The organism is Methylomonas sp. HW2-6 (assembly GCF_052474525.1).
In genome coordinates this window covers 1,311,435-1,336,560 of record NZ_CP184124.1, presented here as the reverse complement: position 1 = coordinate 1,336,560, position 25,126 = coordinate 1,311,435, and the positions used below count along the sequence as shown (strand labels likewise).

Here is a 25,126-nt window from a genome sequence, read left to right as displayed (position 1 = left end):
CGCATCGAACGTTATTAAAAAATGTCTTTCGAAACCACCTGCGATTCAAGCAGAATATGCGGGTACTTATAACTCTGCCGACCAAAGGCTCGCGCAATTGAACCTACATCCCGACTACCGGCAAATTTCGCATTGGGCGATCGCGTTGAGCGAACAACCCGACTACCAAGGCCTGACTTACCGCTTCCTGCATTTATTGGAAGATTTGCCCTGGATCGACCAGGCAGCTGCCTACGAAGTCTACGGCGAACGCAACCTAAAAACCGGCGAAGCCCGGTGTACCAGCGAGCAACTGGTGCGGCGCTTTCCGTTGGATTTTGCCGAGCAGCCGCAGGAAGAGGACATCGACCTGCTTAAGGAATTTAACAGCAGTGCCGATCTGACGCCTAGCAAACCCAATGCAGCTGGGCTGTTCACCCAAATCGTCGCTCCGGTACGCGAGCTGGGCGGACCCGACCGGGCCTTACTACTGAAGGGAACGTTCGATCCACCGGCCTTGGCACTGCTTACCGATCTAATCTCGATTTACCGGAATCTGGTGGCGCTACACGACCGCAAGGAACGCGACCCATTGACCAAATTGCCTAACCGCCAGTCGTTCGACGCCCGCATGTTACAGGTCTGCGATTATTTCCGCTCGCATCCGATCAAGGATTGCTACTTGGAGAAGAGCTCCTGGATTGCCATGCTGGATATCGATCATTTCAAACGGATAAACGACACTCACGGCCATTTATACGGCGACGAAGTATTGCTGATGTTCAGCCAGGCAATGGAAAGACATTTCCGCTACAACGATTTTTTGTTCCGTTTCGGCGGCGAGGAATTTGTCGTGATATTGAATCTGGTCAATCAGGCCGACGCCGTGTCGACCTTCGAGCGGTTCCGCACCGCAATCGAGCGTCAGCAATTTCCGGTTGCCGGCCAAGTCACTGTCAGCATCGGCCTAACCCATATCGACCACCAAACTGAGCCGGCCCACTTGCTGGACAGGGCGGACAAAGCGCTTTACCAGGCCAAAGCCGGGGGCCGAAACAGGCTGGTAACCCACCCAAACCCGAACTCCGCTGCCGGTTAACACCGGCCAACCGGAGCTTTGTTAAGCCGGCAAACGAATCCCGATCTCGGCCATTCGGCAAAGCCTAGCCGGTAACGGCTTCGATATTGCCGACCACCTCATCGGAAGCCAATACCAAACCGCGCTTGAAACTCTCGCACGCCAGGTCTTTTTCGCCGCGGCTGAACTGCACTTCGCCGAGTAATTGGTAAGCAGCGACCGACGGTTCAATATTCAGGCTTTTCAACAAGTACTGTTCGGCTTTTTCCATTTGTTGCACTTTCAAAGCCAGTTTGCCGAGCACGCGCAGCAACACGGCATTGGCCGGATGCACTGCCAACCATTGTTCTATCGACTGCAATTGCTTGGCGGAGTCGGAGGTTTCGACGTTAGCCAACAACACCAGCAAGGTATCATCCCAGCGCCGGCCCAACTGTTTCAGCATCGCCGGCTCGACGCTTTCGCCAGCGCCGGCACCGATCATTGCCGCAAAGTAAATATTGGCAATACCCGGCAAGATTTTGATATGGTCCGGCACGGTCTCCCAACAAGCTTGAACGGCTTGGGCGTCGTTCTGCTCGGCCGCTTGTTTCAACAACCGGCTGAAGGTCTCGGTTTCCAGCAACTTGACGTCGGCTTCCATCAGCACTTTATGTTGCTGCAAGGAGGGCAACAGCTTGCTCAGGCCTTCCCAATCGCCCAGGTGCTGGTAAGCCTGATGCATCATTTTCAACACCCTGGCATGGCCGGGGTTGATTGAATGCAATTTGCCCAAAGTCTCCAACGCCTGCTCAAATTGTTGTTCGGAAAGGTGCAACTCCGCTTGAGTCAAGCCAACCGTGATGCTGGTATCGGACGATTGCGCCGCGGCTTTTTGCAAATACTCGTCGCGTTTGTCCAGCGCCCCCCGCGATTGCGCCGCCCTCGCTGCGGTCAAATAGTGCAGCAGCGGCGCGCCGCTATTCGCGGCGTGCTTGACCAGAATTTTCTCGGCCCGCTCCCAGTTGCCGTCAGCGGCATCGAACAGACCGGCGATTAACGCTTCCTGGGAACGGTTGAATTTGATGTTGCGCCGGCGTTTGGATAGCTGCCCCGGCAGTCTGAGCAATACGCCCAGTAACCGGAAGAAGTTATACAACGCAAAAAAACCGATCACCGACGCCACGGCAAATACCGTCAGCGAGGTTTCCAACGACCAATGGCCGAAACCGATCAAGACATAGCCGGGATCGTTATACTCGGCCAACCAGCTGTGCAGCCAATACGCCGCAACAACCGCACAAAGCAGCGAGCCGAGGAAATAAACAAGATTCTTCATGGCGCCACCGCTGATTACTGGCCGGCCGTTGCGGCTTCGGCCGGCGCCGGCGGATTGTTGAACACGGCCTTATCGGTCTCGATCCGCAGCTTGCTAATGTCCTTCAGTAGCTTCAGCGAGCCGCTGACGTCCGGGTACTGGCTACGAATCTGAACCCCGGCCAGTTTATCCAGCTCAACGGCAAAGTTATCGGTCTGTTGGTTTTCGGCAAAATTCTTCTTCAGCCATTGTTTGGCGTCGGCAACGCTGCTGGAAAACAAGGCATCATTCTGTTGCACCAAGGCAATCTGGATCATTTCCAACCGAACTTTCAATTGCTGTTTGATAAAGTGAGCTTCTTCCGGGGTCAGCACGGCATTGACCGGCTGGTCGGTATGGCGCAATACCACATAGCCCTCCAATTGCTTGGCAACCTGTTGCAGGATTTCATGACCGTGTTCGGACAAATCCTGATTGGCCGCTTCCGGTTTTTCCAAGGCTTTGCCGGCGTGCGGCAGAAACACCGCCAAGCTTTCTACCGAATCCTGCAATTGTTGGATTTGCGCGTAAAGGCCGACGATATCCGGCACGATGGCACTGTTCAACAACGACAGTTCTTTGGCAATTTGCTCTCTGACCTTGAATACCGCCGCATCTCCACTTTCGCGCAGCCGTTGGTCGGCCGCTTCCAGCGCCTGACGCGTGGTATTGACGTCGCCGACCAGCTGCAACCGCTGATTCGCGACTGTCAACAAGTATTCGGCATCCGCCAGCAGCCAATCGCCGCGTGTTTTACCCAATTGGCGCTGCACCACCAATATAGAGTTCTCCAATTCCTTGCGGGCTGTCGTCAAACGCTCTTCGTGCAACTGGGAGAACTCGGCCAAGGTTTGGTTGAAATGGTTGTCCTTGCCGGTCATTTCGGCATTGACGTTGGCGATCTGGGATTGCACCCCGGCCAACTGATCGCGCAAGCCGTTCAACTCCCGGTCCAGTTCGATGATTTTCTGATTGTCCTGACTATTCTCGGTGTCTTGGCTGGCTCGTAATTGCTGCAAATAATAAAAACCCGCCGCCGCCACCGCCACAACCAGGGCGATGGAAAGTATGCCTATCCAAAGACCGGCGTGCGACTTCTTAACCACTACCACCTGAGCTGGAGCTTCTTGTTTTTCTTCAATTACTTCCGCCACTGTTTTCCCCGTTCAATAACGTCGTCAAGGTCTCTAATATCGCCGCATCCGTCGCTTGCGAGCTGACTGCCACCCGTTTAAATCCTAGCTGTAGCGCAGTTTTGCCGATACGCTCGCTCACCACCACTAATCCGATTTGCCGCAATCGTTCAACCGACTCGCCGTCCAGCATTGCCAACAAATTTTGCAGCGCCTCAACGCTGGTCACCGTCACCGCTGCCAGCCGGTTTCCTTGCAGATCGGCCCGCAATCCAGCGGCATCGGCCTCCGGCCGGCTCCGGCTGTAGACTTCCAAATACATCACTTCGGCACCGCGGCCACGTAGTCCGTCCGCCAATTTTTCCCGGCCGCCGCAGCCGCGCACAATAGTGCAGCGCAAGCCTGCAACCTGCTGCAGTGCCGGCTCGGCTAGCAAACCGTCGCTACTGAATTCCCTGGCCGGCACACACGCCACCTCGCAGCCAGCCTGCCGCAACGCTTCCGCGGTTGCGGCGCCGACAGCCGCCAGTCTGGCTCCACGCCAACCCGGCATTTTGCCACCGAACGCCGGTATAGCAAAATCCACAGCGTTACTACTGGTAAAAATCAGCCAATCGCTGGCTGCGGCATCAGCCAGAGCTTGTGCCTCAGGCTGATGCGCAACGATCAGCAAGGTCGGAAACCGCACCGGAATGCCGCCACGGCTTTCGATTAATTCGCACAAATGCTCGGCTTGACCGGCAGGCCGGGTTACTAAAACGCGCGCGCCGTTCAAACCGGGCATCACTGGTAAAGCTCGCGGAGTATCTGATCGGCCCCTTGCGCCAATAAATCGTCCGCTACCGCCCGGCCCAATGCCTCAGCCTGCGCCAAACTGCTCTCAGCCTCGGCACGGTACAAAACGGAACCGTCGGGACTACCGACTAAACCACGCATGAACAAGCGCTGGCCTTTGACTTCGGCAAAACCGGCGATCGGCACCTGGCAACCGCCATTTAGCCTGGCGTTCATAGCCCGTTCCGCGCCGACACGGATGCTGGTCTCTTCGTCGTGCAATACCTTTAGGTACTGATGAATCTCGGCATCGTCGATCCGGCATTCGATGCCGATCGCGCCTTGGCCCATGGCCGGCAAGGACTCCTCCGGCAGCAAGCGGGCGGTGATGCGTTCCGCCAAATTCAGCCGTTTCAGTCCGGCCGAGGCCAGAATAATCGCGTCGTATTCGCCGGCATCGAGTTTGGCCAGACGGGTATTGACGTTACCACGCAGGCTCAAAATTTCGGCATTCGGGAATTTTTCCTTAATTTGGCATTGACGACGCAAACTGGAGGTGCCGATTCGGGCATCCGCCGGCAGCTCGGCCAAAGCCCGGTAACGGTTGGAGACGAAGGCGTCGGTCGGATCTTCGCGTTCCAGGATCACCGCCAGATGCAAGCCATCCGGAAATTCGACCGGCACGTCTTTCATCGAGTGCACGGCAATATCGGCCGCCCCTTCCAGCATGCCCTGTTCCAGTTCCTTGACGAACAAACCCTTGCCGCCCACTTTCGCCAACGGCGCATCCAGGATTTTGTCGCCGCGGGTCACCATCTTCACCAGTTCGGTCTGCAAGCCCGGAAAAGCCTGACGCAAGCGCTCGGCGACGTGCTCGGCCTGCCACAAAGCCAGCGGACTTTGCCGGGTGGCGATTCGAATGATTCTGTCAGCCAAAATAGCTCCTGCCGATTCGGGCGGGAACCACCCGCACCCTGAGTTGAGAATAAATGGCGGCTATTGTAATCCGATTCTCCGGGAAACGGGGTTAGAAGTTATCCTGCACCAAAACCGTCCAGCATCGTGCTTTTGGCACAGCTGGCAGCGTATCGCAGCAAGCAATTCCCGATTCACTGCAATTCCGGTTAACCTTGGCTAATAAAGAGGAGTTTCCAATGGAGAGAGCGATACGCCTGCTAGCAATCGTCGGCCTGATTGCCGCAATACCCAGCATCGGCTGCTTTACCTACTACGCCGCGGCGGAGGCTGACGCTGGCCGCGAGGCATTCGGCGTTTCAGACCTGTTGGCGTATCCGATGGCTTTGTTGTCGTTCGCCGCCTTGGCGACCGGCCTCAGTGCCGACCCGCCTAACATTCGTCAGGCCGCGCTGGCGGCGATTTTTCTGTTGGCATCGCTCGCATTGATATTGAGCCATGGCTTTTGAAAAACAGCCGACCGATACCGTCACCAAGCTCAACGAATTTCGAAACCCACAAAATGTTCATCGCTGTGATGCTGCATCACCGTCACCTCTCCGACTTTGGCCAACAGCGGCCCTCGATGGCACCAGGCCACTAGCTTTTGCATTCCTTCCGGATCACCCCTGGCGACAATTTCCACGGAACCGTCAGCCAAGTTGCGGACGAAGCCGGATAGATTGAGCTTTACCGCCTGCTTCTGGGTATAGGCCCGAAAATAGACGCCCTGCACCCGGCCTTTAACGATGATATGCACACAATCCGTCATCGGCTGATCCTCCAGCAATAATGAATTTTTTGGTCGCGAGCGAAATCGTCCGGGATCGTGGCCGCAGTTATATCTTCGAAGTGCAGACCGGCCAAAGCCTCGCGGTCCAATTTGAAACGGCGGAAGTTGGTCGAGAAATACAAAACCCCGCTGGGCGCCAGTAAGGCCGCGGCGTTTTTCAGCAACGCGACATGATCGCTTTGGATATCGAAGACCTCGTCCATTTTCTTGGAGTTGGAAAAGGTCGGCGGATCGAGAAAAATCAGGTCAAATTGCGGCCGACTTTTTAACGCCGCTTGCTCGGCCAGCCATTTTGGGCAATCCGCCCGCACCAGTTTATGGTCGCCGCGAATGCCGTTCAATTCGAAATTACGCTTGGCCCAGTCCAGATAGGTGTTGGACATATCGACCGTGACCGACGCCACCGCACCACCAACCGCCGCATGCACCGTGGCGCTGCCGGTGTAGGCGAACAGATTCAAAAAGCGTTTGCCCTTGGCTTCCTGTTGAATGCGCAAACGCATCGGCCGGTGATCCAGAAACAGGCCGGTATCCAGATAATCCTCGAAGTTGACCCAGAACTTGCAACCGCCTTCCTCAACGACCTGGAAGCGGCCGGAATCGCCTTGCTTTTCGTATTGGTCGCTGGCTTTTTGCTTGCGGCGGATTTTCAAAAACACCTGGTTGGCCGGGATTTCCAGCACCTTGGGTATTTCCGCCATTGCGCCGGCCAGACGCTGGTTGGCCTTGGCTGGATCGATGGTTTTCGGCGATTCGTATTCCTGAACGTTGACCCAGGTATTCTCGCCCTGATAAACATCCACCGCGACCGCGTATTCCGGCAAATCGGCATCGTACAAGCGATAGCAATGCACGTTATTCTGCTTGGCCCATTTCGCCAGCTTTTTCAGATTCTTGCGCAAACGGTTGCCGAACATGTCCGCTTGCGGATCGACCTGTTCGGCTTGGGCGCGGCGCCAGATGGATTCGGCGCGCTCCTGTTGCGATTTGGCCTTGGGCTCGAAGAAAGCTTTTTCCTCGATGTTAAAACGCAACAACTTGCATTCCAGCGCCCCGTTGAACAACGTGATCGGCTTCTGCGAGCGGATGCCCAGCCTAAAGCCCAGCTCCGGGTCGCTGATGATCATCGCCGCCTGCCAGCCGGTGAAGCGCTGTTTCAACACCTCGCCGAAGCGGCGATACAACGCGGCGGTTTCCGCTTCGTCGCCCAAGCGTTCGCCGTAGGGCGGATTACAGGCGATCAAACCTTTGAGCCAGCTTTCCGCCGCGGCCGCATCGCCGATGTCGCGTTTTTCGATATGAATCTTGCCGGACAAGCCGGCGTTTTCGACGTGCTGAACCGCAGTGGCGACGGTACGCCGGTCCTGGTCGAAACCGACGATGGTAGGCAGTTTTGCCAGCCCGGCCTCGCGGCGTTGCCGTGCTTCGTCGAGCAAGCCTTGCCACAACTCGGCATCGTGTTTCTTCCAGCCCAGAAAACCAAAATAATCGCGCTGCAAACCCGGCGCGATGTCGGCGGCAATCAAGGCGCCTTCCAGCAGCATCGTCCCGGAACCGCACATCGGATCCAGCAACGTGCCGCCTTGTTCGGCAATCTTCGGCCAGCCGGCGCGCAGCAAAATCGCCGCTGCCAGGTTTTCCTTGATCGGCGCGGCAATGCTGACGTCGCGAAAACCGCGCTTGTGCAAACTCTCGCCGGACAAATCCAGGCTGAGCTGGGCCAAGTCGTTGTGCAGATAAACATTGACCCGCAGCGAGGGCCGCTCGGTCTCGACACTGGGCCGTTTGTTGAATTTGGCGCGCATCTGGTCGACGATGGCGTCTTTGACCTTTTGCGCGCCGAAATGGGTGTTGTTGATGGCAGGACTGTTCTTGCTGCTGAACGACACCGCCAGACTGTCGTCCGGCTTCATATGCTCGAACCAGTTGATGCGTTTGACGCCGTCGTACAAGTCCTGCTGGGATTTGACCTCGAAACTGCTCAATGGCAGAAAGATCCGGTTGGCGACCCTGGACCACAAACACACCCGGTAGGCCAGCGCCAAATCGCCGTCGAAGGCCACCCCGGCCAGCTTTTCCTTGACGTTTTGGCCGCCGAGGCTGCGGATTTCATTGGCGAGGATGCCTTCCAGCGCCTTGGGCGCAGTAGCGTAAAGAGGGTATTGCGTCATGATGGGCGACCGGAACAAGTGGGTCGGCTAGGATACTAAAACTGCCGCCGCCGCGGCGGCAGTTTTTGGCCGAGCGGACGATCCGCTTCACGCGGATCGCCGAGCAGCCGAACGCTTTAACGGGCCGAGATCGGTTTGACGTCGCGGGTGGTCACGCCTTTGTACAACTGGCGCGGCCGGCCGATTTTCAGTTCCGGATCGGAGATCATTTCGTCCCATTGCGCGATCCAGCCCACCGAGCGCGCCAACGCGAAAATCGCGGTGAACATTTCGGTCGGAATCCCCAGAGCCCGCAACACGATACCGGAATAGAAATCCACGTTCGGGTACAGTTTTTTCTCGACGAAATACGGATCTTCCAGCGCGATCCGCTCCAATTCCATCGCCAGCTTGAACAAACGGTCGTCGTTCAGATTCAGCTCATCCAGCACTTCATGGCAGGTTTGCCGCATCAGCTTGGCGCGCGGATCGTAGTTTTTGTAGACCCGGTGACCGAAACCCATCAACCGGAACGGATCGTTTTTATCCTTGGCCTTGGCCACATATTCGCCGATTCGCGACACGTCGCCGATTTCTTCCAGCATATTCAATACCGCTTCGTTGGCACCGCCATGCGCTGCACCCCACAGACAGGCGATACCGGCGGCGACGCAGGCGTAAGGATTGGCGCCGCTGGAACCGGCCAGACGTACCGTCGAGGTCGAAGCATTTTGCTCGTGATCAGCGTGCAAGATCAGAATCCGGTCCAGCGCCCGCATCAATACCGGATTGGCCAGATAATCCTCGCCCGGATCGCCGTGCATCATGCGCATGAAGTTTTCGGCGTAGCCCAGTTTGCGCTTCGGATAAATGAACGGCATGCCGATGCTGTATTTGTAGCACATCGCTACCATGGTCGGCATTTTTGCGATCAGCCGAATCGCGGACATGTAACGATCTTCTTTGCAGGTAATATCCATCACGTCGTGGTAGAACGCCGACAGCGCACCGACGACGCCGACCAATACCGCCATCGGGTGGGCATCGCGGCGGAATCCGCTATAAAATTTGATCAACTGCTCGTGGACCATGACATGCTGGCTGATGGTCGTGACGAAGCCCTTCATTTCCGCGCCGTTGGGCAGATCGCCGTTCAATAACAGGTAACAGACTTCCAGAAAGTCGCATTTCTCGGCCAATTGTTCGATAGGATAGCCGCGGTACAGCAACACACCGGCGTCGCCGTCGATAAAGGTGATTTTCGAGGTACAACTGGCAGTGGAAGTAAAACCGGGGTCGTAAGTGAAACAACCGGTTTGCGCGTACAGCGAGCGAATGTCGATGACCGACGGCCCCATGGTGCCAGCAGTAACCGGCAATTCGACGGCCTGTTCCTGGCCATCGTGTTTTAACGTCACTTTTTGATCAGTCATGTCAAATTTCTCCGGTAATAACGAGCGTTTTAAACGGGGTACGCGACTTATTCTATTGCAATTAGCGAATAAACACAGCTTAAGATCGGGATTGTTTACAAAAAGACCTCTATAGCAGGGGTTTTCCAATTCACTGAAACCGGGTTGATTCCGGGGAGGACAAGATGGAGCGCTGGATTTGGTTGGTTATTCTTTTGGCCTGGCAAGGCATGCGGCAGCCGGCTAACGCTTGGGAACTTCAGGATACCCCGGAACCCTTAAAACCCTGGATCGGCTGGGTGCTGCACGACCAACCGCAACACGGCTGCCCGTTCTGGTTCAACGACCTCCAAAACAAGCAATGCGCCTGGCCCGGTCGATTCGTGCTAAACCTGCAACCCAACCGCGGCAATTTCGAGTCCGAGTGGACACTTTACCGCAAAAGTTGGATCCCGCTACCCGGCGACGAACGCCACTGGCCGCAAGCCGTGACGGTAGACCAACAAGCCGTTCCGGTTGGGATCAAGGATGGCAGGCCGGCCCTGGAATTACCGGCAGGACATTACCGGATCAGCGGCCAATTTGTTTGGGACCAGCTTCCGGAACAACTGGCCATCCCGGAGGCCTCCGGCTTACTTCGGCTTAGTATCGACAGCCGGCCGGTGGATTATCCGCGGATCGAACAGGGCGCGGTCTGGCTGGCGGAGCGGGCCGCAGCCGACGCCGGCAATCGGGAGAACCGCCTGGAACTGCACGTTTTTCGCCAAGTTATCGACGAATCCCCGCTGCAAATCATCACCCGGCTGGACCTGGAAGTCTCCGGCGCCGCGCGCGAGCTTGAATTTGGCCATGCCTTGTTACCGGGCTTTATTCCGATCAATGTCAACAGCCCATTGCCGGCCCGGCTGGACGGAAACGGCCGCTTATTCGCCCAAGTCCGCCCCGGTCACTGGATCATCGATATCCACAGCCGCCATCCGCAGTATTTGACGCAACTGGAGCTGGCAATCGACGATGCCGGCTGGCCGCAGGAAGAATTATGGACGTTTCAAGCCTTACCCTCCCTGCGGTTGACCGAAATCGCCCAACCTGCGGCGATCGACGGCAGCCAGACCAACCTGCCTGAGGACTGGCGGCATTTGCCGACCTACCGTTTGCACCAAGGCGATAGCATGGTATTCAATGTAATCCGCCGCGGCGATCCCGAACCCGAACCCAACCAGCTAGCCCTGACCCGCACCCTGTGGCTGGATTTTGCCGGCACCGGTTACACGGTCAACGACCGGATTAGCGGCAGCATGCGCCGCGACTGGCGGCTGAACGCGGAGCCGGAGTTACATCTCGGCCAAGTACAACTGAACGGTCAAAACCAGCTGGTCACTCAATTGCCCGACCATAGCCAAGGCGTGGAAATTCGTAGCGGCAATCTGCAACTGAATGCCGACAGCCGGATCGAGACCGATATCTCGAGTTTGTCCGCCAGCGGCTGGCAGCAACGCTTTCAGCAGGTCCGGGCTGAACTGAAAACACCGCCCGGCTGGCGCTTACTGGCGGTGACCGGGGTCGACAACGCCCCGGACACCTGGCTGAACCGCTGGACCTTGCTGGATTTGTTTCTGGTGTTGATCGGCGGCCTGGCGGCCGGACGCCTGTGGTCTTGGCCATGGGGCGGCACGGCCCTGCTCGGCTTGAGTCTGATCTGGCACGAACCCGATGCACCGCGCCTGATTTGGCTGCTGACTCTGGCAACGCTGGGCTTGCTGCGGGTATTACCAGAAGGCAAAGCCCGGCACTGGTTGGCCGCTTGCCGCAATTTGTGTTGGCTGACGCTGGTTGCGTTGGCGGTTCCATTCGTAGTGGACCAAATCCGGATCGGCATTTATCCGCAACTGGAGCAGCCGGAACAGATCGAGCCGAGCGCCGCCTACACCAGCGCGCCCGCCGCACCTGAAGCGTTGCAAAGCGATGCGGCGCCGGCAGAACTGGCTGCCGCGCTGCCCGAGGCAAGAGTATTGAAACGCAGTTACTCGACGAAATCCCAAGCTGGCGGCGGAGTCAGCAGCTCCGCCGACCTGGAGCGGACCGATCCCGACGCCAATCTGCAAACCGGCCCCGGTCTGCCGAACTGGCATTGGCGTAGCGTCCATCTGGCCTGGAACGGCGGGGTGGATAGCCAACAGCAAGTGCAGCTGTGGTACCTGCCGCCCTGGGCCATGATGTTGCTGCATTTTTTGCAGGCCGGGATAACCCTGGCGCTGCTTCTAAGGCTGACCGACGTCACGCTCGGTGGCTGCTGGCGCCGGATGGCGCCCACTGCTGCCTGTGTGGTGCTGGCGCCGCTGCTGGCTATGCCGAGCCGACCGGCATATGCGGATTTGCCCGATCCGCAATTGCTGGCCGAGCTGAAAACCCGGCTGTTGCAAGCTCCCGCTTGCTTGCCCGACTGTGCTCAGATCGCGGAAATGCAAGTGCAAGCCAAACCGGACCTGCTGCACCTGCAATTGCAAATCCACGCCCAGCAAGCGCTGGCGGTGCCGTTGCCGGCACAGGCCGACCAATGGCTGCCGGAAACGGTTGAGGTCGACGGCACACCGGGGCAGGCCCTGTTCCGCAATGCCTCCGGCGACGTCTGGCTGGCGTTGCCGCGCGGCGTACACAGTGTGTCGATGCAAGGCCGCTACCGGGAACCGGTCAAGTTCACACTGCCGTTGCCGCTGATCCCGCAACATGTCAGCCTCGCCGCCGACGGCTGGCGTATCGACGGCGGCTACGAAGACGGCAAAGTCGGTCCGCAACTGGAATTCAGCCGGCTGCAAACCGAAACACCGGCCGGTAAAGTCCTGCCGCAAACGGCGCTGCCGGCGTTCGTCCGCGTCAGCCGCACTCTGCACCTGGGCCTGGATTGGCGCATCAACACCCGAGTCGAATCACTGGCCGAATCCGGCAATCCGATCATGTTCGAACTACCGTTGCTAAAAGGCGAGGCGGTAACCACACCGCTAGTCCGAGTCAAGGACGGCAAGGTATTGGTGAATATTGCCGCCAGCGAAGGCAGCGCAGAATGGGAGTCGGTCCTGGAAAAATCGGACCAAATCGACTTGCTGGCCGATGCCGGCGGCCAATGGCACGAAGTCTGGCAGGTCGAGGTAAGCCCGGTTTGGCGCCTGCATAGCGACGGCCCGGCTCCGATTTACCGGGAAAATCCGCAAGGCCCCTGGCTGCCGGAGTGGCATCCCTGGCCCGGCGAGCGCGTATCGTTGAAAGTAGAACGCCCGGCGGCGGTCGCCGGGGCCACGCTGACGATAGACAACAGCGAATTGTTAGTTCAGCCCGGCGCACGTAATCAGACTGCGGAACTCACGCTGGCTATCCGCAGTTCGAAAGGCGGCCGACACACGATCATTTTGCCGGACACCGCCCAACTGCAAGAAGTGGCGATCGACGGCGTCAGCCAGCCGATACGCCAGCAAGGCACCAGTGTCAGCCTGCCGTTGCGGCCCGGTCACCAGCAAGCGGTGTTAAAGTGGCAGACCCCGCTGCCACTCGGTTTCACGACCTCCACGCCCAGTGCCAATCTCGGCAGCGCCAGCGTCAATAGCCGCATTCAGTTGATCATGCCGCAAAACCGCTGGCTGCTGTGGACCGCAGGCCCCTCATTCGGCCCGGCTGCTTTAATCTGGGGCTTGTTGTTGGTACTGGCTCTGATCGACTTCGGTCTGAGCAAAACAGGAGCCACGCCGCTGAAGCACTGGGAATGGTTTTTACTGCTGACCGGCCTGAGCCAATTGCACGTTGCCGCCGGCATTTTCATCACCGGCTGGCTGTTTGCGTTGCAATGGCGCGCCAGGCAGCCGCCTGCCGGAGTATACCGCTTCAACCTGTTACAAATCGGTCTGGCAAGCGGCAGCGTATTGGCTTTGCTGGTATTGGCCTGGGCGGTGGAACAAGGCCTGCTCGGTAGCCCGGAGATGCAAATCGCCGGCAACCATTCGACGGCTTACCAACTGAATTGGTACCAGGACCGCAACGACCCGCAGTTGCCCAGCGCCACGGTACTCAGCCTGCCGCTGGCAGCGTACCGCGGCCTGATGCTGGCTTGGGCGCTGTGGCTGGCGGCGGCTATGTTGAACTGGTTACGTTGGGGCTGGGCCTGTTTTGCGGCGGGGGAGATTTGGCGCAAATCAGCCAAAACCTGACCGGCATGGCATCAGCTACCTTTATGCTTTTCCTCGACCATGGCGTCGATCATCAGCATAACGTCGGCGCTGGCGTTTTCGGCCAACTGCATCTGATGGATGATTTCGTTCAGCATGGCTTGATCTTCCTGCCACTTGCCGCGTGAGATTTGGTATGCGCGCTGGGTTGTGGTGTGGACGTCGGCATGCGGTTGGTTCAGTTTGGCGTAAGCCGCGGTATGCCGAAAAGATTCGTAGCCCAGTCCTTCGTAATACCACTTGCCCAATCGGCAATTATGGTTGTCGACCATAATGGCCTGACGTTGCGGACAATCGCTAGGCGTTTCTATCGAAATATAGCCGTTCTGCTTGTAGATGATATGGTCCAACTTGGTCAGCAAACCGAAGGATTTGTCCTTGGCGTAGGCGATAAAGCCCAGCGAAGCTTTGGCGGATTGCGACAGGTTGGAAAACTGTTGCCGGAACGAGCTGACTTGGGCCATGATCTCCTGCGAAATGGCCGCTGAAGTTTCGGCTTCTCCATGCATTTGTTCGACGCGCGAGTTAAAGGCCCTCAGCGTCTTCGAGACTTCCATTGCCGCGTCCTTGGTATGCTCGGACAAGTTTTTCACCTCGTCCGCCACCACCGCAAAGCCACGACCGTGTTCCCCGGCCCGTGCCGCTTCGATCGACGCGTTCAATGCCAACAGGTTGGTTTGGTCGGCAATCCCGGTGATCATCGATAAGGATTCGGTAATTTTTTTACTGTCGCTGATCAAGGCTCCGATCACGTCGGACACCGAATGCACGTTGGAATTGATATCGGCCAACGAGTGGCTGATCGTTTCTACAGTGGCCAAACTATCGTCGGCGTTGCGTCCGGTTTCGGTGGCGATGCTCTCCACCTTTTGCATCTGCTCGGTGATATTGATCAGATCGTTTTGGTTGCCTTTCAGATTAGTCAGCAAATTGGAGGTATTCAGCGCGTGCAAGCCGGCCGACAAGCGGTTTTTGATCATTAGCTGGTCGTTTTCGTCCATCAACTTGATCGCCGCATTCATGTTTTTGGCCGACTGCTTCAGCAAACCCGGCAAACCGTCGACCAGAGCATAGCGTTCATGGTTACCTTGCGAGGCATGACTGAAACAGGTACTGATTTCCTTGAAATAACATTCCATGATGTCCAGTGTCTCGTTCAACTCCCAGGCCACCTTGCCGATTTCGCCCATGCCGCGGGTTTTGGTGACCCGATGGTAGAGCTCTCCGTCATTGGTATGCTTCAGCACTTGCTCCATCCGCTCCAACACCAGCAGACTTTGTCTGCCGGTCTGCCAGGCGATCAGAGCCACCAGCGGCAACGGCAATAACAGCAGCAACATGATCCAGGAAAAACCGAACATGATCACGGAGTAAACCAAGGCACCCAGCGCCGAGACCAGTATCGCCGCTACCGCATAATTCAGCTTGGTTCTTAAAAACGGAATGTTGGCATTGGAACTCATCGCTTAAACTCCGTTGGGCTTGTACAGGTTGAGCACTAAACTGTTGTAATGCTTAGCCCCGGTTTGCTTGACCTGATCCAGAAGGTACGCCAGGGATAAGTCCGGGGCATCCTTGGCGGAGCTGCGCTTTTCGATGGCGAGCATCTCCCGGTAAATCGGAATCAGCACCTCCAACGCCGAGCGCGGCGGATTGCGCCGCACCGAATAGTAACCTTGCAACTTGCCGTTACGGTCGTAGTCGGGCGTGATGTTGGCGAACACCCAATAGTAACCGCCGTCGGCACACAGGTTTTTAGCGAATCCGAAAAACTCGTCGCCGGCTTTCAAGGTATTCCACATAAATCGGAATACGCCGCGCGGCATGTCGGGATGACGAATGATGTTGTGCTGTATGCCGAGCAGTTCGTGTTCCGGATAGCCGGCAATCTCCATGAAAATCCGGTTGGCGTAGGTAATTCGCCCGGCAGGGTCGGTTTTGGAGACGATAAAATCCTCGTCGCCCAGTTTTTTTTCATGATTGTTGGGAGTAATTCCGGGTTTCATGGGCGCACCGTTCAGGAAATAACATTACTAAATCTAGCTGAATTTCCGGTTTTGGGGGGTACGCAAATGCCGCTTTTTGCCGTGTGCGTCGTGAAATATCCGCACGCCTGCGGGAATGGGTCAATTCAGCAGATTAATCAATAACCGCTTGATCGACGCCGGTTCGAACGGCTTGTCGAGAATGGCAGACACATCCGATTTTTCGATAGCGGCCAGCCGGCTTTGGTTCTGTTCGCTGGTCACCATCAGGACCGGCGTGGAGCCTCGCTCCGGATGGTTACGGATATGTTCGACCAATTGCAAGCCGTCCATTTCCGGCATGTTGTAATCCGTGACAATCAGATCGAAATAGTGCTGGCTGAAAAGCTGCAAGCCTTGTTTGCCGTCGTGGGCAACGGTCAATTGGTCAACGCCGATGTTGTTAAACACCTTGGTCAGATATTTCAAAGAAAAATCGCTGTCGTCGACCAGCAGCACCCGCAAGTCTTCGATATCGATATGCTCCAGCCCGAGCTTTTCCGGATGCACGTATTCGAGCGTGGACTGCAAGGCCGTACGCAAGGCTTCGCGACCGAACGGTTTGGGCAGAATCGCAATCGCACCGGCTTGGCGTATCGGCTCCAGGTATTTGATATTGGTCTCGCTGGAAATCAACAAAAAGGCCATTTCGTAGGAGGCACTGTCCTCGCGCAAGGCGTGAACCAATTCCACACCGGTCATGTCCGGCAAATACATCGCACTGACCACCAAATCGGGCCGGCTATGCTGCAAACCCTGAAACAACTCCCGGCCGCTGGCGACGCAAATGATGTCGCTGATCCCGAAACTCTGTAAATATTGGATGATGATGAGCTGTTGGGTGTGGGACGGCTCCACCAGAAACACTTGGAGATTCGACAGCTCGCGATCGGTCATGGATTAATGGCCCTTCATACAGTAGAGAGTCAAGCCGATATGAGCTTGCTTGGCGAAATGGTTGGCGGCGATAAAATCTTCGCGGGTTAAAGGTAGCCCATGAATGGAGTGGTCGCAATAGATCAGACCGACCATCTTGTTCTCGGCCCGAATCGGAAAGACAAAACATTCGTGGCGGCCGATATGCTGCACGATTTGGGGGGTATAAAGGCCGGGATGCTGCTCCGGAAATTGCCAGGCGCCTTCGGTTTGGCGCAGGGCGTTGAAAAACAAATTGGTGGAATTTTCCGAATTCAGAATCCGCAGCTTCTGTTCCGGAACCGGTTTGCGCCAACCCAAGGAAAATTTTTCGTTCAGCGCCTGTTTATCCGGACTTAGCAGCATGAATAAGGTCCTATCCATTTCCACCCCGCGATGGATGCCTTCCAGCACCATCTCGAACAACTGGTTCAGGTTGATTTGGCCGCTGATATGGCTGCTGATATCCTGCAGGATCTGAAACTGCAATTGCTTCTTGTCGAACGCTTCTTCGACCGGCGTTTCGTCGGCCACCGCATCGACTTTGATAAAGCGCGACGCATCGTCCGCACCGAATTGGCGGGCGATCAGCGCCGCCTCTTGGGTATTTTTCTCGATTCTGGCACGTATTTCCGGTAGCGGCAGCCGGGTGAGCTCGCTGAACTTAGTCAGACAAGCGGTCATTAGCGGCGAATCGGGGCCGGCCTGCAACGCTTGGCAGATATCGTGACCCAACTTGACCATCTGCACCCGTTTGTCCGCAGAATCGGGTTTGGCGATCGCTTCTTCGATCAATCCACCCAGGCTCCAGGACTTGCTGAGCTTTTTGCCGAGATCGCGCAACGAAAAGCCGAGGATTTTTTTCTCGGCTTCCGCGCCGCTCAAACCGCATTTTTCGAGTTTCGCGTGCGCCTGCTTGGAATGCGGATCGCTGGAACACCAAAACGCGACGTGGCCGAGATTGTGCAGCAGGGCCGCAACAAACACCTCCTCCGGCGAAATATCACCCACGGCGACCGCAAGATTCTTGGCCTGGACCGCCGCATGCAGAGCCTTGGCGATCTCCCGGTTGGCCCGATTTTTATCGCTGGTCGACAAAATCGCTTCGAAAAACGAACATGCCAGCGTCAATTCGCGGATGATTTCGGCACCCAACACGACAATAGCCCGCGAAACGGTGCTCATCTTCTGCTTGGACGGATTGTAGTACGGGCTGCTACCGACTTTCAGCACCTTGGCGGTCAGGTTGGGGTCTTGCAGAATCACCGTCGCCAACTCCATTGCCCCTTTCTTGCGATCATCCAACGCCGCATAAATATTGTGCGCGGTGTTGGAGAAAATCGGCATTTCCTGGCCGCGCAACAGCTCCGTCCAGTCTTCCAGGTTTTCCGGGGCTTTTTGTGGTCCGCCCATCGGCTTACAAGGCTTTGATTTTGGCGTACTGTTCCTTCAGATTGGTCAACGAGGATTGCAAACCGGCCAGTTTCTCGCGCTCCTTGGCAATGACTTCAGGCGGCGCCTTGTCGACAAACGCGGCGTTGCCGAGTTTGCCTTCGATGCGCGGCAATTCTTTTTCGATGCGTTGAATTTCCTTGTCCAGCCTTGCCAGTTCGGCGTCTTTGTCGATCAAGCCGGCCATCGGGATCAGAATTTTCATCTCGCCGACCAGCGCAATCGCCGATTCCGGCGCGTTGTCGCCGGCGTTCAACCAAACGATGCCTTCCAGTCGGCCCAGCTTTAAAAGATAGCTTTCCAATTCTTTAAGATTGGTTTGGTCGGTCGCGGAGCCGTTTTGCAACAACACATTCAACGGCTTGCCCGGCGCGATGTTCATCTCGCCGCGGATGCGGCGGATACCGAGGATGATATCCATCGCCCATTGCACTTGGGTTTCGGCTGCGGTGTCGATGGCGGTGGTATCGCTGTCCGGATACGGCTGCAGCATGATGGTTGCCGCTGTGACGCCAGCTAGTGGCCCGACCCGTTGCCAGATTTCCTCGGTGATGAACGGCATGATCGGATGCGCCAGGCGCAGCACGGTTTCCAGGACTCGCAACAAGGTTTGGCGGGTGCCGCGTTGCAGCAGTGCATCGTCGCTTTGCAGCGAGATTTTCGCCAGCTCCAGATACCAGTCGCAGTACTCGTTCCAGGTAAATTCGTAAATCGCCTGTGCCGCCAGGTCGAAACGATAGCTATCGATGGCGCTGCGGGTGTCGGCGATGGTGCGGTTCAGTCGGGACAAAATCCAATGATCGGCCGGGCTGTAGCGGCACTCGGCGCAATCGACGCCGTTGTCCTGGCCTTCGGTATTCATCAACACGTAGCGCGCCGCGTTCCACAATTTGTTGCAGAAGTTGCGGTAGCCCTCGGTACGCTGCAAATCGAAGCGGATGTCGCGGCCGGTCGAAGCCAGCGAGGCGAAAGTAAAGCGCAGCGCATCGGTACCGTAGGACGGGATGCCGTCCGGGAACTGCTTGCGGGTGGCTTGCTCGATTTTCTTGGCCAAATGCGGCTGCATCATGCCGGACACGCGTTTTTCCACCAACGCATCCAGCTCGATGCCGTCGATGATGTCGATCGGATCCAACACGTTGCCCTTGGATTTGGACATTTTCTGGCCTTCGGCGTCGCGCACCAGGCCGTGGATGTAGACTTCCTTGAACGGCACATCGCCCATGAATTTCAAGCCCATCATGATCATCCGCGCTACCCAGAAGAAAATGATGTCGAAACCGGTCACCAGTACGCTGGTCGGGTAATGTGCGGCTAACTCCGGAGTTTGGTCCGGCCAGCCCAGGGTCGAGAACGGCCACAGCGCCGACGAGAACCAGGTGTCCAGCACGTCTTCATCCTGTTGCAGCGGATAATCGGCGGCCAAGCCGTGCTTGGCGCGGATTTCAGATTCGGAATGGCCGACGTAGGTATTGCCCTTATCGTCGTACCAGGCCGGAATCCGGTGACCCCACCAGATTTGCCGGGAGATGCACCAGTCCTGGATGTTGCGCATCCATTCGAAATAGGTATTTTTCCAGTTGTCCGGCACGAATTTGATCGCGCCGGTTTCGACCGCTTCGATGGCCGGCTTGGCTAGCGGGGCGATTTTGACGTACCACTGGTTGGTTAGGAAGGGTTCGATCACCGCGCCGGTACGGTCGCCGCGCGGCACCATCAACTTATGATCGGCGATTTTTTCCAGCAAGCCTTGGGCGTCCAGATCGGCGACGATGCGTTTGCGGGCTTCGAAACGATCCAGACCAATATAGGCCTCGGGAATGATGTTAAAGCCGTCATCATTACCTCGAATCGCCGCATCGACGGTAAAGATGTTGATCAAGCCGCCGTGCGGTTGGTCGGCGATCACGTTCATTTGCTTGTGGCGCGACCAGACTTCATAGTCGTTGAAGTCGTGAGCCGGGGTGATCTTGACGCAGCCGGTACCGAATTCCGGATCGACGTAGTCGTCGGCGATGATCGGAATCAAGCGGCCGGTCAACGGCAGCTCGACCAGTTCGCCGATCAGGTGTTTGTAGCGTTCGTCATCCGGATGCACCGCTACCGCCGCGTCGCCGAGCATGGTTTCCGGGCGGGTGGTCGCCACGATCAAGTGGCCGGTGCCATTGGACAGCGGATAGCGCATGTGCCACATCGAACCGTTTTCTTCTTCCGACAACACTTCCAGGTCGGACACCGCGGTGTGCAACACCGGGTCCCAGTTCACCAAACGTTTGCCGCGGTAAATCAGGCCCTCTTCGTACAATTTGATGAACACTTCCTGCACGGCGGCGGACATGCCGTCGTCCATCGTGAAGCGTTCCTTGTCCCAATCTAAGGATGAGCCCATGCGCCGCAACTGGCGGGTGATGGTGCCGCCGGATTGTTCTTTCCACTCCCAGACTTTTTCGATGAAGGCGTCGCGGCCGTAATCGTGGCGGGTTTTGCCGTCGGCATTGATGATGCGTTCGACCACCATCTGGGTGGCGATGCCGGCGTGGTCGGTTCCCGGTTGCCACAAGGCGTTATGGCCCTTCATCCGGTGATAGCGGGTCAGCGCATCCATGATGGTGTCCTGAAACGCATGTCCCATATGCAAGCTGCCGGTAACGTTGGGCGGCGGGATCATGATGCAATACGATGCACCGTCGCGGTTGGCGGCGAAATAGCCGTTTTCTTCCCAGATTTTGTACCAGCTTTGTTCGATTGCGTGCGGGGAATAGGTTTTGTCCATTTTTCGAGTTGAATCGGCGTGGGTTTAAATGAAGTTATTTTACCCGTAAATTCGCTGCGGGCTGGCATTTCACAACTTTATCAGCCGCTTGGTGCGTTAAAGTCGTGCTGGCGGCCGACAGTTTGGCATTCGGTAAAAATACTTTGTCGTAAATGTTTACATCCAGTCAGCCTGCATGTTCTCAAGCCAAAAATTGGCTTAACGGAGTGGCGTAAGGCTGAGTCCAGCAACTGCACGACAGATATCGCGTCAGCCAATTCTCTCGAACACTGGTCTGGATTGCCACGAATTCATCAGCCCAGGCCACTTGAGGTTGATTGTAAAACTCGAGTAATCATGTTTTGACTGTCAGCAATGTCTAAGCCGAGGTTGAATTGATAAGTTGGCTCAATATGTGCTGTCAGATTGGCGTTAGTCGATCTGTGGTGATTACGCATGTAAAGCCACCACTCTAACTCTGCTATGCACGGTTTTACGCTGCCAAGATCATGTAGCGTGTCGTAGATTGTGTCGATTTTTTTTACAGGAGCGAAAGATGCCAAACAGTAAACCAACCATTCATTCCGCCAACATCATGTCTCGCCGAGCCAGAAATCGTTCGCTGTTAGCGATCCTGGGCGCCGCTTGCATTTTCACCTCACCGGCCAGCCAGGCGTCGGTCCTGGATTTCGATTACACCACCAAGCAAGTTGCTAGTGCTGGCAACGATCCTTTCGGCTTAGGCCCCTTGTTGCCAGTCGGTAGTGTCGGGCCCATCAATCAATCCTACGGCGACCAGGCTGGAGTAGACGTTTCCTATCGCTATTACGACAACACAGGGAAACATACCAGCAGCCTGCGAACCTGGCCTGGCGGCTATGACGAGCTCCCGTTTGCCGCTTGGAACGGAAACCAGAGTGGGGGAGATAAAGCCGAAGTCGAGCTCGCCGCGGTGGGGGGTAGTAGCGTAACCTTGAATAGCTTTCGCCTTGGCTCATGGGCGGGGACACCCGGCAAAACCGAGACCGTCAAAGTCTATGAGTTGGGCGTAGCCGTGCCGGTGTATGAATTTACCGGACTGATCGGCGTAGGTAATGTATCGAATCTATTCAGTTTCAACAGTTTGACGTCGAGCAGCGGCTATCGGATTGAATGGACCAGCCCATGGTGGACGGGCATCGGTGCAGTTGATTATGGCGTGAGCGCCGTCCCGTTGCCTGGCGCCGTTTGGTTGTTCGGCTCTGCCTTGGCTGGCTTCTTGGTTCGTAGCCGCCGTTCGGTATAGACCTTTTAAAGCCCTGGCTCCGATTGCGGAAACGCCATCGGAGCGATCGACCCGTATATTGGTACGGTCACGCCAAGGTGACCTCGGTTACCTTCCCAAGCTCTATCATGACCCTTTCCGCTCTCAGCCAACAATTCGCTACGGACGGGTGTATCGAAGCAATTATTCTGCGTCCGGCGCGCGGCGAACCGGCGGTTTCGGTCAGCAAGGCCGTCGCCGAACCCGGCCGCGGCTTGCTCGGCGACCGCCGCTCGGCCGCCAAACAATCCGGACGACAATCGTCGAAACGCGAGATCACGCTATTTCAAGTCGAACACCTGCCGCTAGTCGCCGGTTGGTGCGGACTCGACTACCTGGACCCGCTCCGGCTGCGGCGGAATCTGCTAATCTCCGGCTTGAATCTGGTCGGCATGCGCTCGCCGTTTCCGGATACGCAACTGGAATGGGTCATCGGCGACGAAGTCAGGATTCGAATCACCGGACCTTGCGACCCGTGCTCGAAAATGGCGGCAGAATTAGGTGCCGGCAGTTACAACGCCTTGCGCGGCCACGGCGGCATGACTGCGACAATCTTAGCCGGCGGCGTGATCCGAATCGGCGACCGCGTCAGTTTGCACGCAGTCAGAACGCTGCCCGGAAAAACCGCCCGCCCGGATTGATCAAGCCCGTTGCCGTTGCAGTACCAGCGCCGTTTTACTTAATACTTGCAGCAGCGGCCCGGCGCCGGCAATCGCCACCGCGTCGACCAGACAATACCAAGCGGCCACGCCGCTGGGCGGATTGCCTTGCGGCAGATGCGAGGCGGGATCGATCTCGGCCCAAGCCCAAGTCCCGGCGCTGGTGCCGACGATTTCCAACCACGAGGTAATGAAAAAGGCACCAAGGTAAACCATCGGCGAACGGCCTTTGAACAGGTAGCCCAAGAACACGATAAACAGTACCGCGCCAATCACATCGGGCCGAGTGTAACCGCTCAAGCCCCAGGCCGCCCAACTGCCGCAAGCCGCGACGACGAAAACAGCGATACGCCGCGCGTAGCGCTGGAACAGACCGGAGCGGCCCAAGGCGACGGCAGTCAAATAGACTAAACCGTGGCCGGCCGGCACATAAGCCGGTACGTTGCCGAAACGGTAGATGTATCCCTTCATGTAGACTGAAGCAAAATATTCGCCGATTAAAGCAAACGTCACCGCAACCGCCACTTGAGTACGGACGTATTTGCACTCGCCGCGTAGCCAGGCGAACAAAAACAGCCAGCCGAACAAAGCCAGCACGTATTGCATGAATTGCGGCGCGAAGCCATCCATGGTCAAACAAATCGTCGTAGTCACAAAGGTGAATCCGGCGATTTGGTAATCGCGGCGGCGGTGCTCGGCTGAGCTATCGACTGGCGGAAAATGGGGTAGCGAAAAAAAACTCATAGCGGATCAAATAAAGGCGTAAGCCACGGCGAGGTAACGTAACACTTTACCGAAAAAGATCGCCAGCAGCGAAGAAAACCAGGACAAACGCAACCAACCGGCCGCGAAACACAAGCCGTCGCCGACCAGCGGCAACCAGGAGAACAATAAAGCCCAACTGCCCCAGCGGCGCACGGCGCGCAACGAACGCTGCCGCTCGCTAGCCAACACAGTCTCGGCTGGATATTTGCCGGCCGCCCACAATCCAAGCCACCAGGTGGTCAGCGCCCCCAGGGTATTGCCGACTGTGGCTACGGCCACCAGCGAGATTACCGGAATTTGCTGCTGGCTGACCAAGTAAGCCAACACCGCTTCGGAACCGCCAGGCGCGACCGTCGACGAAATAAATGCGCTGGCGAACAAGCCCAACAGGCCCCAGGATTCGAATTGCATTTCCGTGTCCCATAAAAAAGCCCCTGAAACCGCAAAGCTTCAGGGGCTTTTGCTCATGTGGCCTATTTGTCCGGCAGAGCGATAGCGTTTTTGCCGGAGACCATTTTCACCAGTTTGCTAATCAGTTGCACAACCAAGCCAACCAGATGCGCCGATTGCTCCAGAATCGTCGCGACGATTTCCCCGGCACTCATGCCGGCAAAGCGCTTTGACAACCAAGGTGCGGCAATCAAGCCGATGGCCAGGCCGATCACGGTAACGCCGGAAACGATTGAATCGTCAGACTGAACCGGAGCCGAAACGGCTTTGGCCGCCGCCGGTTGCGCCGCAACCGGCGCTGGAGTTACTGGAGCGTCGACCTTTGGATCGTAAGGCTTACCGCTGTAATCGTCTGGAAAAATGCTTGCGGTGACACCCGGAATGCTCGGCAAATCTTCACCGCCTTTACCGACCTTTAACTGGCCTTTCATGCCTTTTTCCATGTGCTGAGCGATATCGCAGTGAACCAAATAGGTTTTATCGCCCGGCGGCAAGATCAGGGTACCGGACACTTTACCCGGTCCGCTGACTTCCAGATGGAACATGCCTTTTGGGTATAAATACTTAGGCAGGCCATGCATCATCCATTGGTGGCGTATTTCGTCTTCGTTGATGAAATGCACGGTCAGCTTGGTGCAAGGCTCGAACTGGTATTCCTGCTGGTCGAACGCGAACATGGTGCCGGGAAATTTTTCCGAATACTTGTGTCCGGCCCGCACGGTGATTTCCTTGGTGGCGGCGATTTTTTCACATCCGCCCGGCAGGGTGTCGGTGTTTTGGCCCATCACCATCGCACCGTCCATATCCATCAAATGTCCGTCGCCGTGGTTCATCATCTGGTTATGATCCTGAACCTCCTTTGCAGACACAGTCGAGACCGACAGAGCGCAGACTAAAGAAGCTAGTGAAAGAAATTTGACCATGGCGCGAGTACCTGTGAGGCGTTGGTGAATCATGAATCTACCGCAAACCGCGGGTTTTAC

Annotated in this window: 20 protein-coding genes; 5 read left to right on the top strand and 15 right to left on the bottom strand. The window is 56.8% G+C overall.

Annotated elements, in window-relative coordinates; all coding sequences use genetic code 11:
• The first annotated feature begins 97 nt into the window (after window positions 1-97).
• On the top strand, window positions 98-1,078 hold the full coding sequence (locus ACH518_RS07115; RefSeq protein WP_140910527.1) for a GGDEF domain-containing protein: 981 nt from the start codon (window positions 98-100) through the stop codon (window positions 1,076-1,078).
• A 64-nt stretch (window positions 1,079-1,142) separates the two neighbouring features.
• Here ACH518_RS07115 and ACH518_RS07110 read toward each other — a convergent pair whose 3' ends face one another.
• From ACH518_RS07110 to hemC, 4 genes are read right to left on the bottom strand one after another with little or no spacing between them, the layout of a single operon-like run.
• Complete coding sequence (locus tag ACH518_RS07110) at window positions 1,143-2,375, bottom strand: heme biosynthesis HemY N-terminal domain-containing protein (RefSeq protein ID WP_140910528.1); 1,233 nt, start codon at window positions 2,373-2,375, stop codon at window positions 1,143-1,145.
• Between the two features lie 14 nt (window positions 2,376-2,389).
• Complete coding sequence (locus ACH518_RS07105; RefSeq protein ID WP_140910529.1) at window positions 2,390-3,547, bottom strand: uroporphyrinogen-III C-methyltransferase; 1,158 nt, start codon at window positions 3,545-3,547, stop codon at window positions 2,390-2,392.
• A complete protein-coding gene (locus ACH518_RS07100; RefSeq protein WP_445372398.1) occupies window positions 3,531-4,310 on the bottom strand; it encodes a uroporphyrinogen-III synthase in 780 nt (259 codons plus the stop codon). Before ACH518_RS07100 ends, ACH518_RS07105 begins: the two co-directional genes overlap by 17 nt.
• On the bottom strand, window positions 4,310-5,236 hold the full coding sequence (hemC, locus tag ACH518_RS07095) for a hydroxymethylbilane synthase (protein ID WP_445372397.1): 927 nt from the start codon (window positions 5,234-5,236) through the stop codon (window positions 4,310-4,312). Before hemC ends, ACH518_RS07100 begins: the two co-directional genes overlap by 1 nt.
• Window positions 5,237-5,454: 218 nt before the next feature.
• On the opposite strand from hemC, the gene ACH518_RS07090 reads away from it, so the two are divergent.
• Window positions 5,455-5,724 carry a hypothetical protein gene (locus ACH518_RS07090; RefSeq protein ID WP_445372396.1) on the top strand — a complete coding sequence of 90 codons (270 nt, stop codon included), beginning with the start codon at window positions 5,455-5,457 and terminating at the stop codon, window positions 5,722-5,724.
• Window positions 5,725-5,753: 29 nt separating this feature from the next.
• Here ACH518_RS07090 and yccX read toward each other — a convergent pair whose 3' ends face one another.
• From yccX to gltA, 3 genes are all read right to left on the bottom strand, one after another.
• On the bottom strand, window positions 5,754-6,026 hold the full coding sequence (gene yccX, locus ACH518_RS07085) for an acylphosphatase (RefSeq protein WP_445372395.1): 273 nt from the start codon (window positions 6,024-6,026) through the stop codon (window positions 5,754-5,756).
• Entirely contained in the window at window positions 6,023-8,218 is a 2,196-nt protein-coding gene (gene rlmKL / locus ACH518_RS07080) for a bifunctional 23S rRNA (guanine(2069)-N(7))-methyltransferase RlmK/23S rRNA (guanine(2445)-N(2))-methyltransferase RlmL (RefSeq protein WP_445372394.1), read from the bottom strand. Before rlmKL ends, yccX begins: the two co-directional genes overlap by 4 nt.
• Before the next feature lie 116 nt (window positions 8,219-8,334).
• Entirely contained in the window at window positions 8,335-9,630 is a 1,296-nt protein-coding gene (gene gltA, locus ACH518_RS07075; protein ID WP_278209641.1) for a citrate synthase, read from the bottom strand.
• A gap of 164 nt (window positions 9,631-9,794) precedes the next feature.
• On the opposite strand from gltA, the gene ACH518_RS07070 reads away from it, so the two are divergent.
• Window positions 9,795-13,805, top strand: a complete 4,011-nt coding sequence (locus ACH518_RS07070) for a hypothetical protein (RefSeq protein WP_445372393.1) — start codon at window positions 9,795-9,797, stop codon at window positions 13,803-13,805.
• Window positions 13,806-13,816: 11 nt separating this feature from the next.
• Here ACH518_RS07070 and ACH518_RS07065 read toward each other — a convergent pair whose 3' ends face one another.
• From ACH518_RS07065 to ACH518_RS07045, 5 genes are all read right to left on the bottom strand, one after another.
• Entirely contained in the window at window positions 13,817-15,286 is a 1,470-nt protein-coding gene (locus tag ACH518_RS07065; RefSeq protein ID WP_140910539.1) for a methyl-accepting chemotaxis protein, read from the bottom strand.
• A gap of 3 nt (window positions 15,287-15,289) precedes the next feature.
• Window positions 15,290-15,829, bottom strand: a complete 540-nt coding sequence (locus ACH518_RS07060; protein ID WP_445372392.1) for a PAS domain-containing protein — start codon at window positions 15,827-15,829, stop codon at window positions 15,290-15,292.
• Window positions 15,830-15,949: 120 nt separating this feature from the next.
• Window positions 15,950-16,744, bottom strand: a complete 795-nt coding sequence (locus tag ACH518_RS07055; protein WP_445372391.1) for a response regulator — start codon at window positions 16,742-16,744, stop codon at window positions 15,950-15,952.
• Between the two features lie 3 nt (window positions 16,745-16,747).
• Entirely contained in the window at window positions 16,748-18,175 is a 1,428-nt protein-coding gene (locus tag ACH518_RS07050; protein ID WP_445372390.1) for an HDOD domain-containing protein, read from the bottom strand.
• Between the two features lie 4 nt (window positions 18,176-18,179).
• Window positions 18,180-20,987, bottom strand: coding sequence for a valine--tRNA ligase (locus tag ACH518_RS07045; RefSeq protein ID WP_445372389.1), 2,808 nt, complete (start codon window positions 20,985-20,987; stop codon window positions 18,180-18,182).
• Window positions 20,988-21,522: 535 nt separating this feature from the next.
• On the opposite strand from ACH518_RS07045, the gene ACH518_RS07040 reads away from it, so the two are divergent.
• Both ACH518_RS07040 and ACH518_RS07035 read left to right on the top strand, forming a co-directional pair.
• Window positions 21,523-22,251, top strand: coding sequence for a hypothetical protein (locus tag ACH518_RS07040; protein WP_445372388.1), 729 nt, complete (start codon window positions 21,523-21,525; stop codon window positions 22,249-22,251).
• Between the two features lie 107 nt (window positions 22,252-22,358).
• Window positions 22,359-22,910, top strand: coding sequence for an MOSC domain-containing protein (locus ACH518_RS07035; protein ID WP_445372387.1), 552 nt, complete (start codon window positions 22,359-22,361; stop codon window positions 22,908-22,910).
• On the opposite strand, the gene ACH518_RS07030 is transcribed toward ACH518_RS07035, so the two are convergent.
• The 3 genes from ACH518_RS07030 to ACH518_RS07020 all read right to left on the bottom strand — a co-directional run bounded on the left by ACH518_RS07030 (window position 22,911) and on the right by ACH518_RS07020 (window position 25,066).
• Window positions 22,911-23,672 (bottom strand): hypothetical protein, encoded by a 762-nt coding sequence (locus ACH518_RS07030; protein WP_445372386.1) that lies wholly within the window; start codon window positions 23,670-23,672, stop codon window positions 22,911-22,913.
• Between the two features lie 6 nt (window positions 23,673-23,678).
• Window positions 23,679-24,104, bottom strand: coding sequence for a YqaA family protein (locus ACH518_RS07025; protein ID WP_445372385.1), 426 nt, complete (start codon window positions 24,102-24,104; stop codon window positions 23,679-23,681).
• A 62-nt stretch (window positions 24,105-24,166) separates the two neighbouring features.
• Window positions 24,167-25,066, bottom strand: coding sequence for a copper oxidase (locus ACH518_RS07020; RefSeq protein ID WP_445372384.1), 900 nt, complete (start codon window positions 25,064-25,066; stop codon window positions 24,167-24,169).
• Window positions 25,067-25,126 lie beyond the last annotated feature (60 nt).

What these genes read in the sequence shown, in the direction of transcription:
- ACH518_RS07110 (WP_140910528.1), bottom strand. Translation starts at nt 2,375, where the DNA reads ATGAAGAATCTTGTTTATTTCCTCGGCTCGCTGCTTTGTGCGGTTGTT.
- ACH518_RS07100 (WP_445372398.1), bottom strand. Translation starts at nt 4,310, where the DNA reads ATGCCCGGTTTGAACGGCGCGCGCGTTTTAGTAACCCGGCCTGCCGGT.
- gltA (WP_278209641.1), bottom strand. Translation starts at nt 9,630, where the DNA reads ATGACTGATCAAAAAGTGACGTTAAAACACGATGGCCAGGAACAGGCC.
- ACH518_RS07045 (WP_445372389.1), bottom strand. Translation starts at nt 20,987, where the DNA reads ATGGACAAAACCTATTCCCCGCACGCAATCGAACAAAGCTGGTACAAA.
- ACH518_RS07050 (WP_445372390.1), bottom strand. Translation starts at nt 18,175, where the DNA reads ATGGGCGGACCACAAAAAGCCCCGGAAAACCTGGAAGACTGGACGGAG.
- ACH518_RS07030 (WP_445372386.1), bottom strand. Translation starts at nt 23,672, where the DNA reads ATGAGTTTTTTTTCGCTACCCCATTTTCCGCCAGTCGATAGCTCAGCC.
- ACH518_RS07070 (WP_445372393.1), top strand. Translation starts at nt 9,795, where the DNA reads ATGGAGCGCTGGATTTGGTTGGTTATTCTTTTGGCCTGGCAAGGCATG.
- yccX (WP_445372395.1), bottom strand. Translation starts at nt 6,026, where the DNA reads ATGACGGATTGTGTGCATATCATCGTTAAAGGCCGGGTGCAGGGCGTC.
- ACH518_RS07025 (WP_445372385.1), bottom strand. Translation starts at nt 24,104, where the DNA reads ATGCAATTCGAATCCTGGGGCCTGTTGGGCTTGTTCGCCAGCGCATTT.
- ACH518_RS07060 (WP_445372392.1), bottom strand. Translation starts at nt 15,829, where the DNA reads ATGAAACCCGGAATTACTCCCAACAATCATGAAAAAAAACTGGGCGAC.
- ACH518_RS07065 (WP_140910539.1), bottom strand. Translation starts at nt 15,286, where the DNA reads ATGAGTTCCAATGCCAACATTCCGTTTTTAAGAACCAAGCTGAATTAT.
- ACH518_RS07035 (WP_445372387.1), top strand. Translation starts at nt 22,359, where the DNA reads ATGACCCTTTCCGCTCTCAGCCAACAATTCGCTACGGACGGGTGTATC.
- ACH518_RS07020 (WP_445372384.1), bottom strand. Translation starts at nt 25,066, where the DNA reads ATGGTCAAATTTCTTTCACTAGCTTCTTTAGTCTGCGCTCTGTCGGTC.
- rlmKL (WP_445372394.1), bottom strand. Translation starts at nt 8,218, where the DNA reads ATGACGCAATACCCTCTTTACGCTACTGCGCCCAAGGCGCTGGAAGGC.
- ACH518_RS07055 (WP_445372391.1), bottom strand. Translation starts at nt 16,744, where the DNA reads ATGACCGATCGCGAGCTGTCGAATCTCCAAGTGTTTCTGGTGGAGCCG.
- ACH518_RS07090 (WP_445372396.1), top strand. Translation starts at nt 5,455, where the DNA reads ATGGAGAGAGCGATACGCCTGCTAGCAATCGTCGGCCTGATTGCCGCA.
- ACH518_RS07040 (WP_445372388.1), top strand. Translation starts at nt 21,523, where the DNA reads ATGCCAAACAGTAAACCAACCATTCATTCCGCCAACATCATGTCTCGC.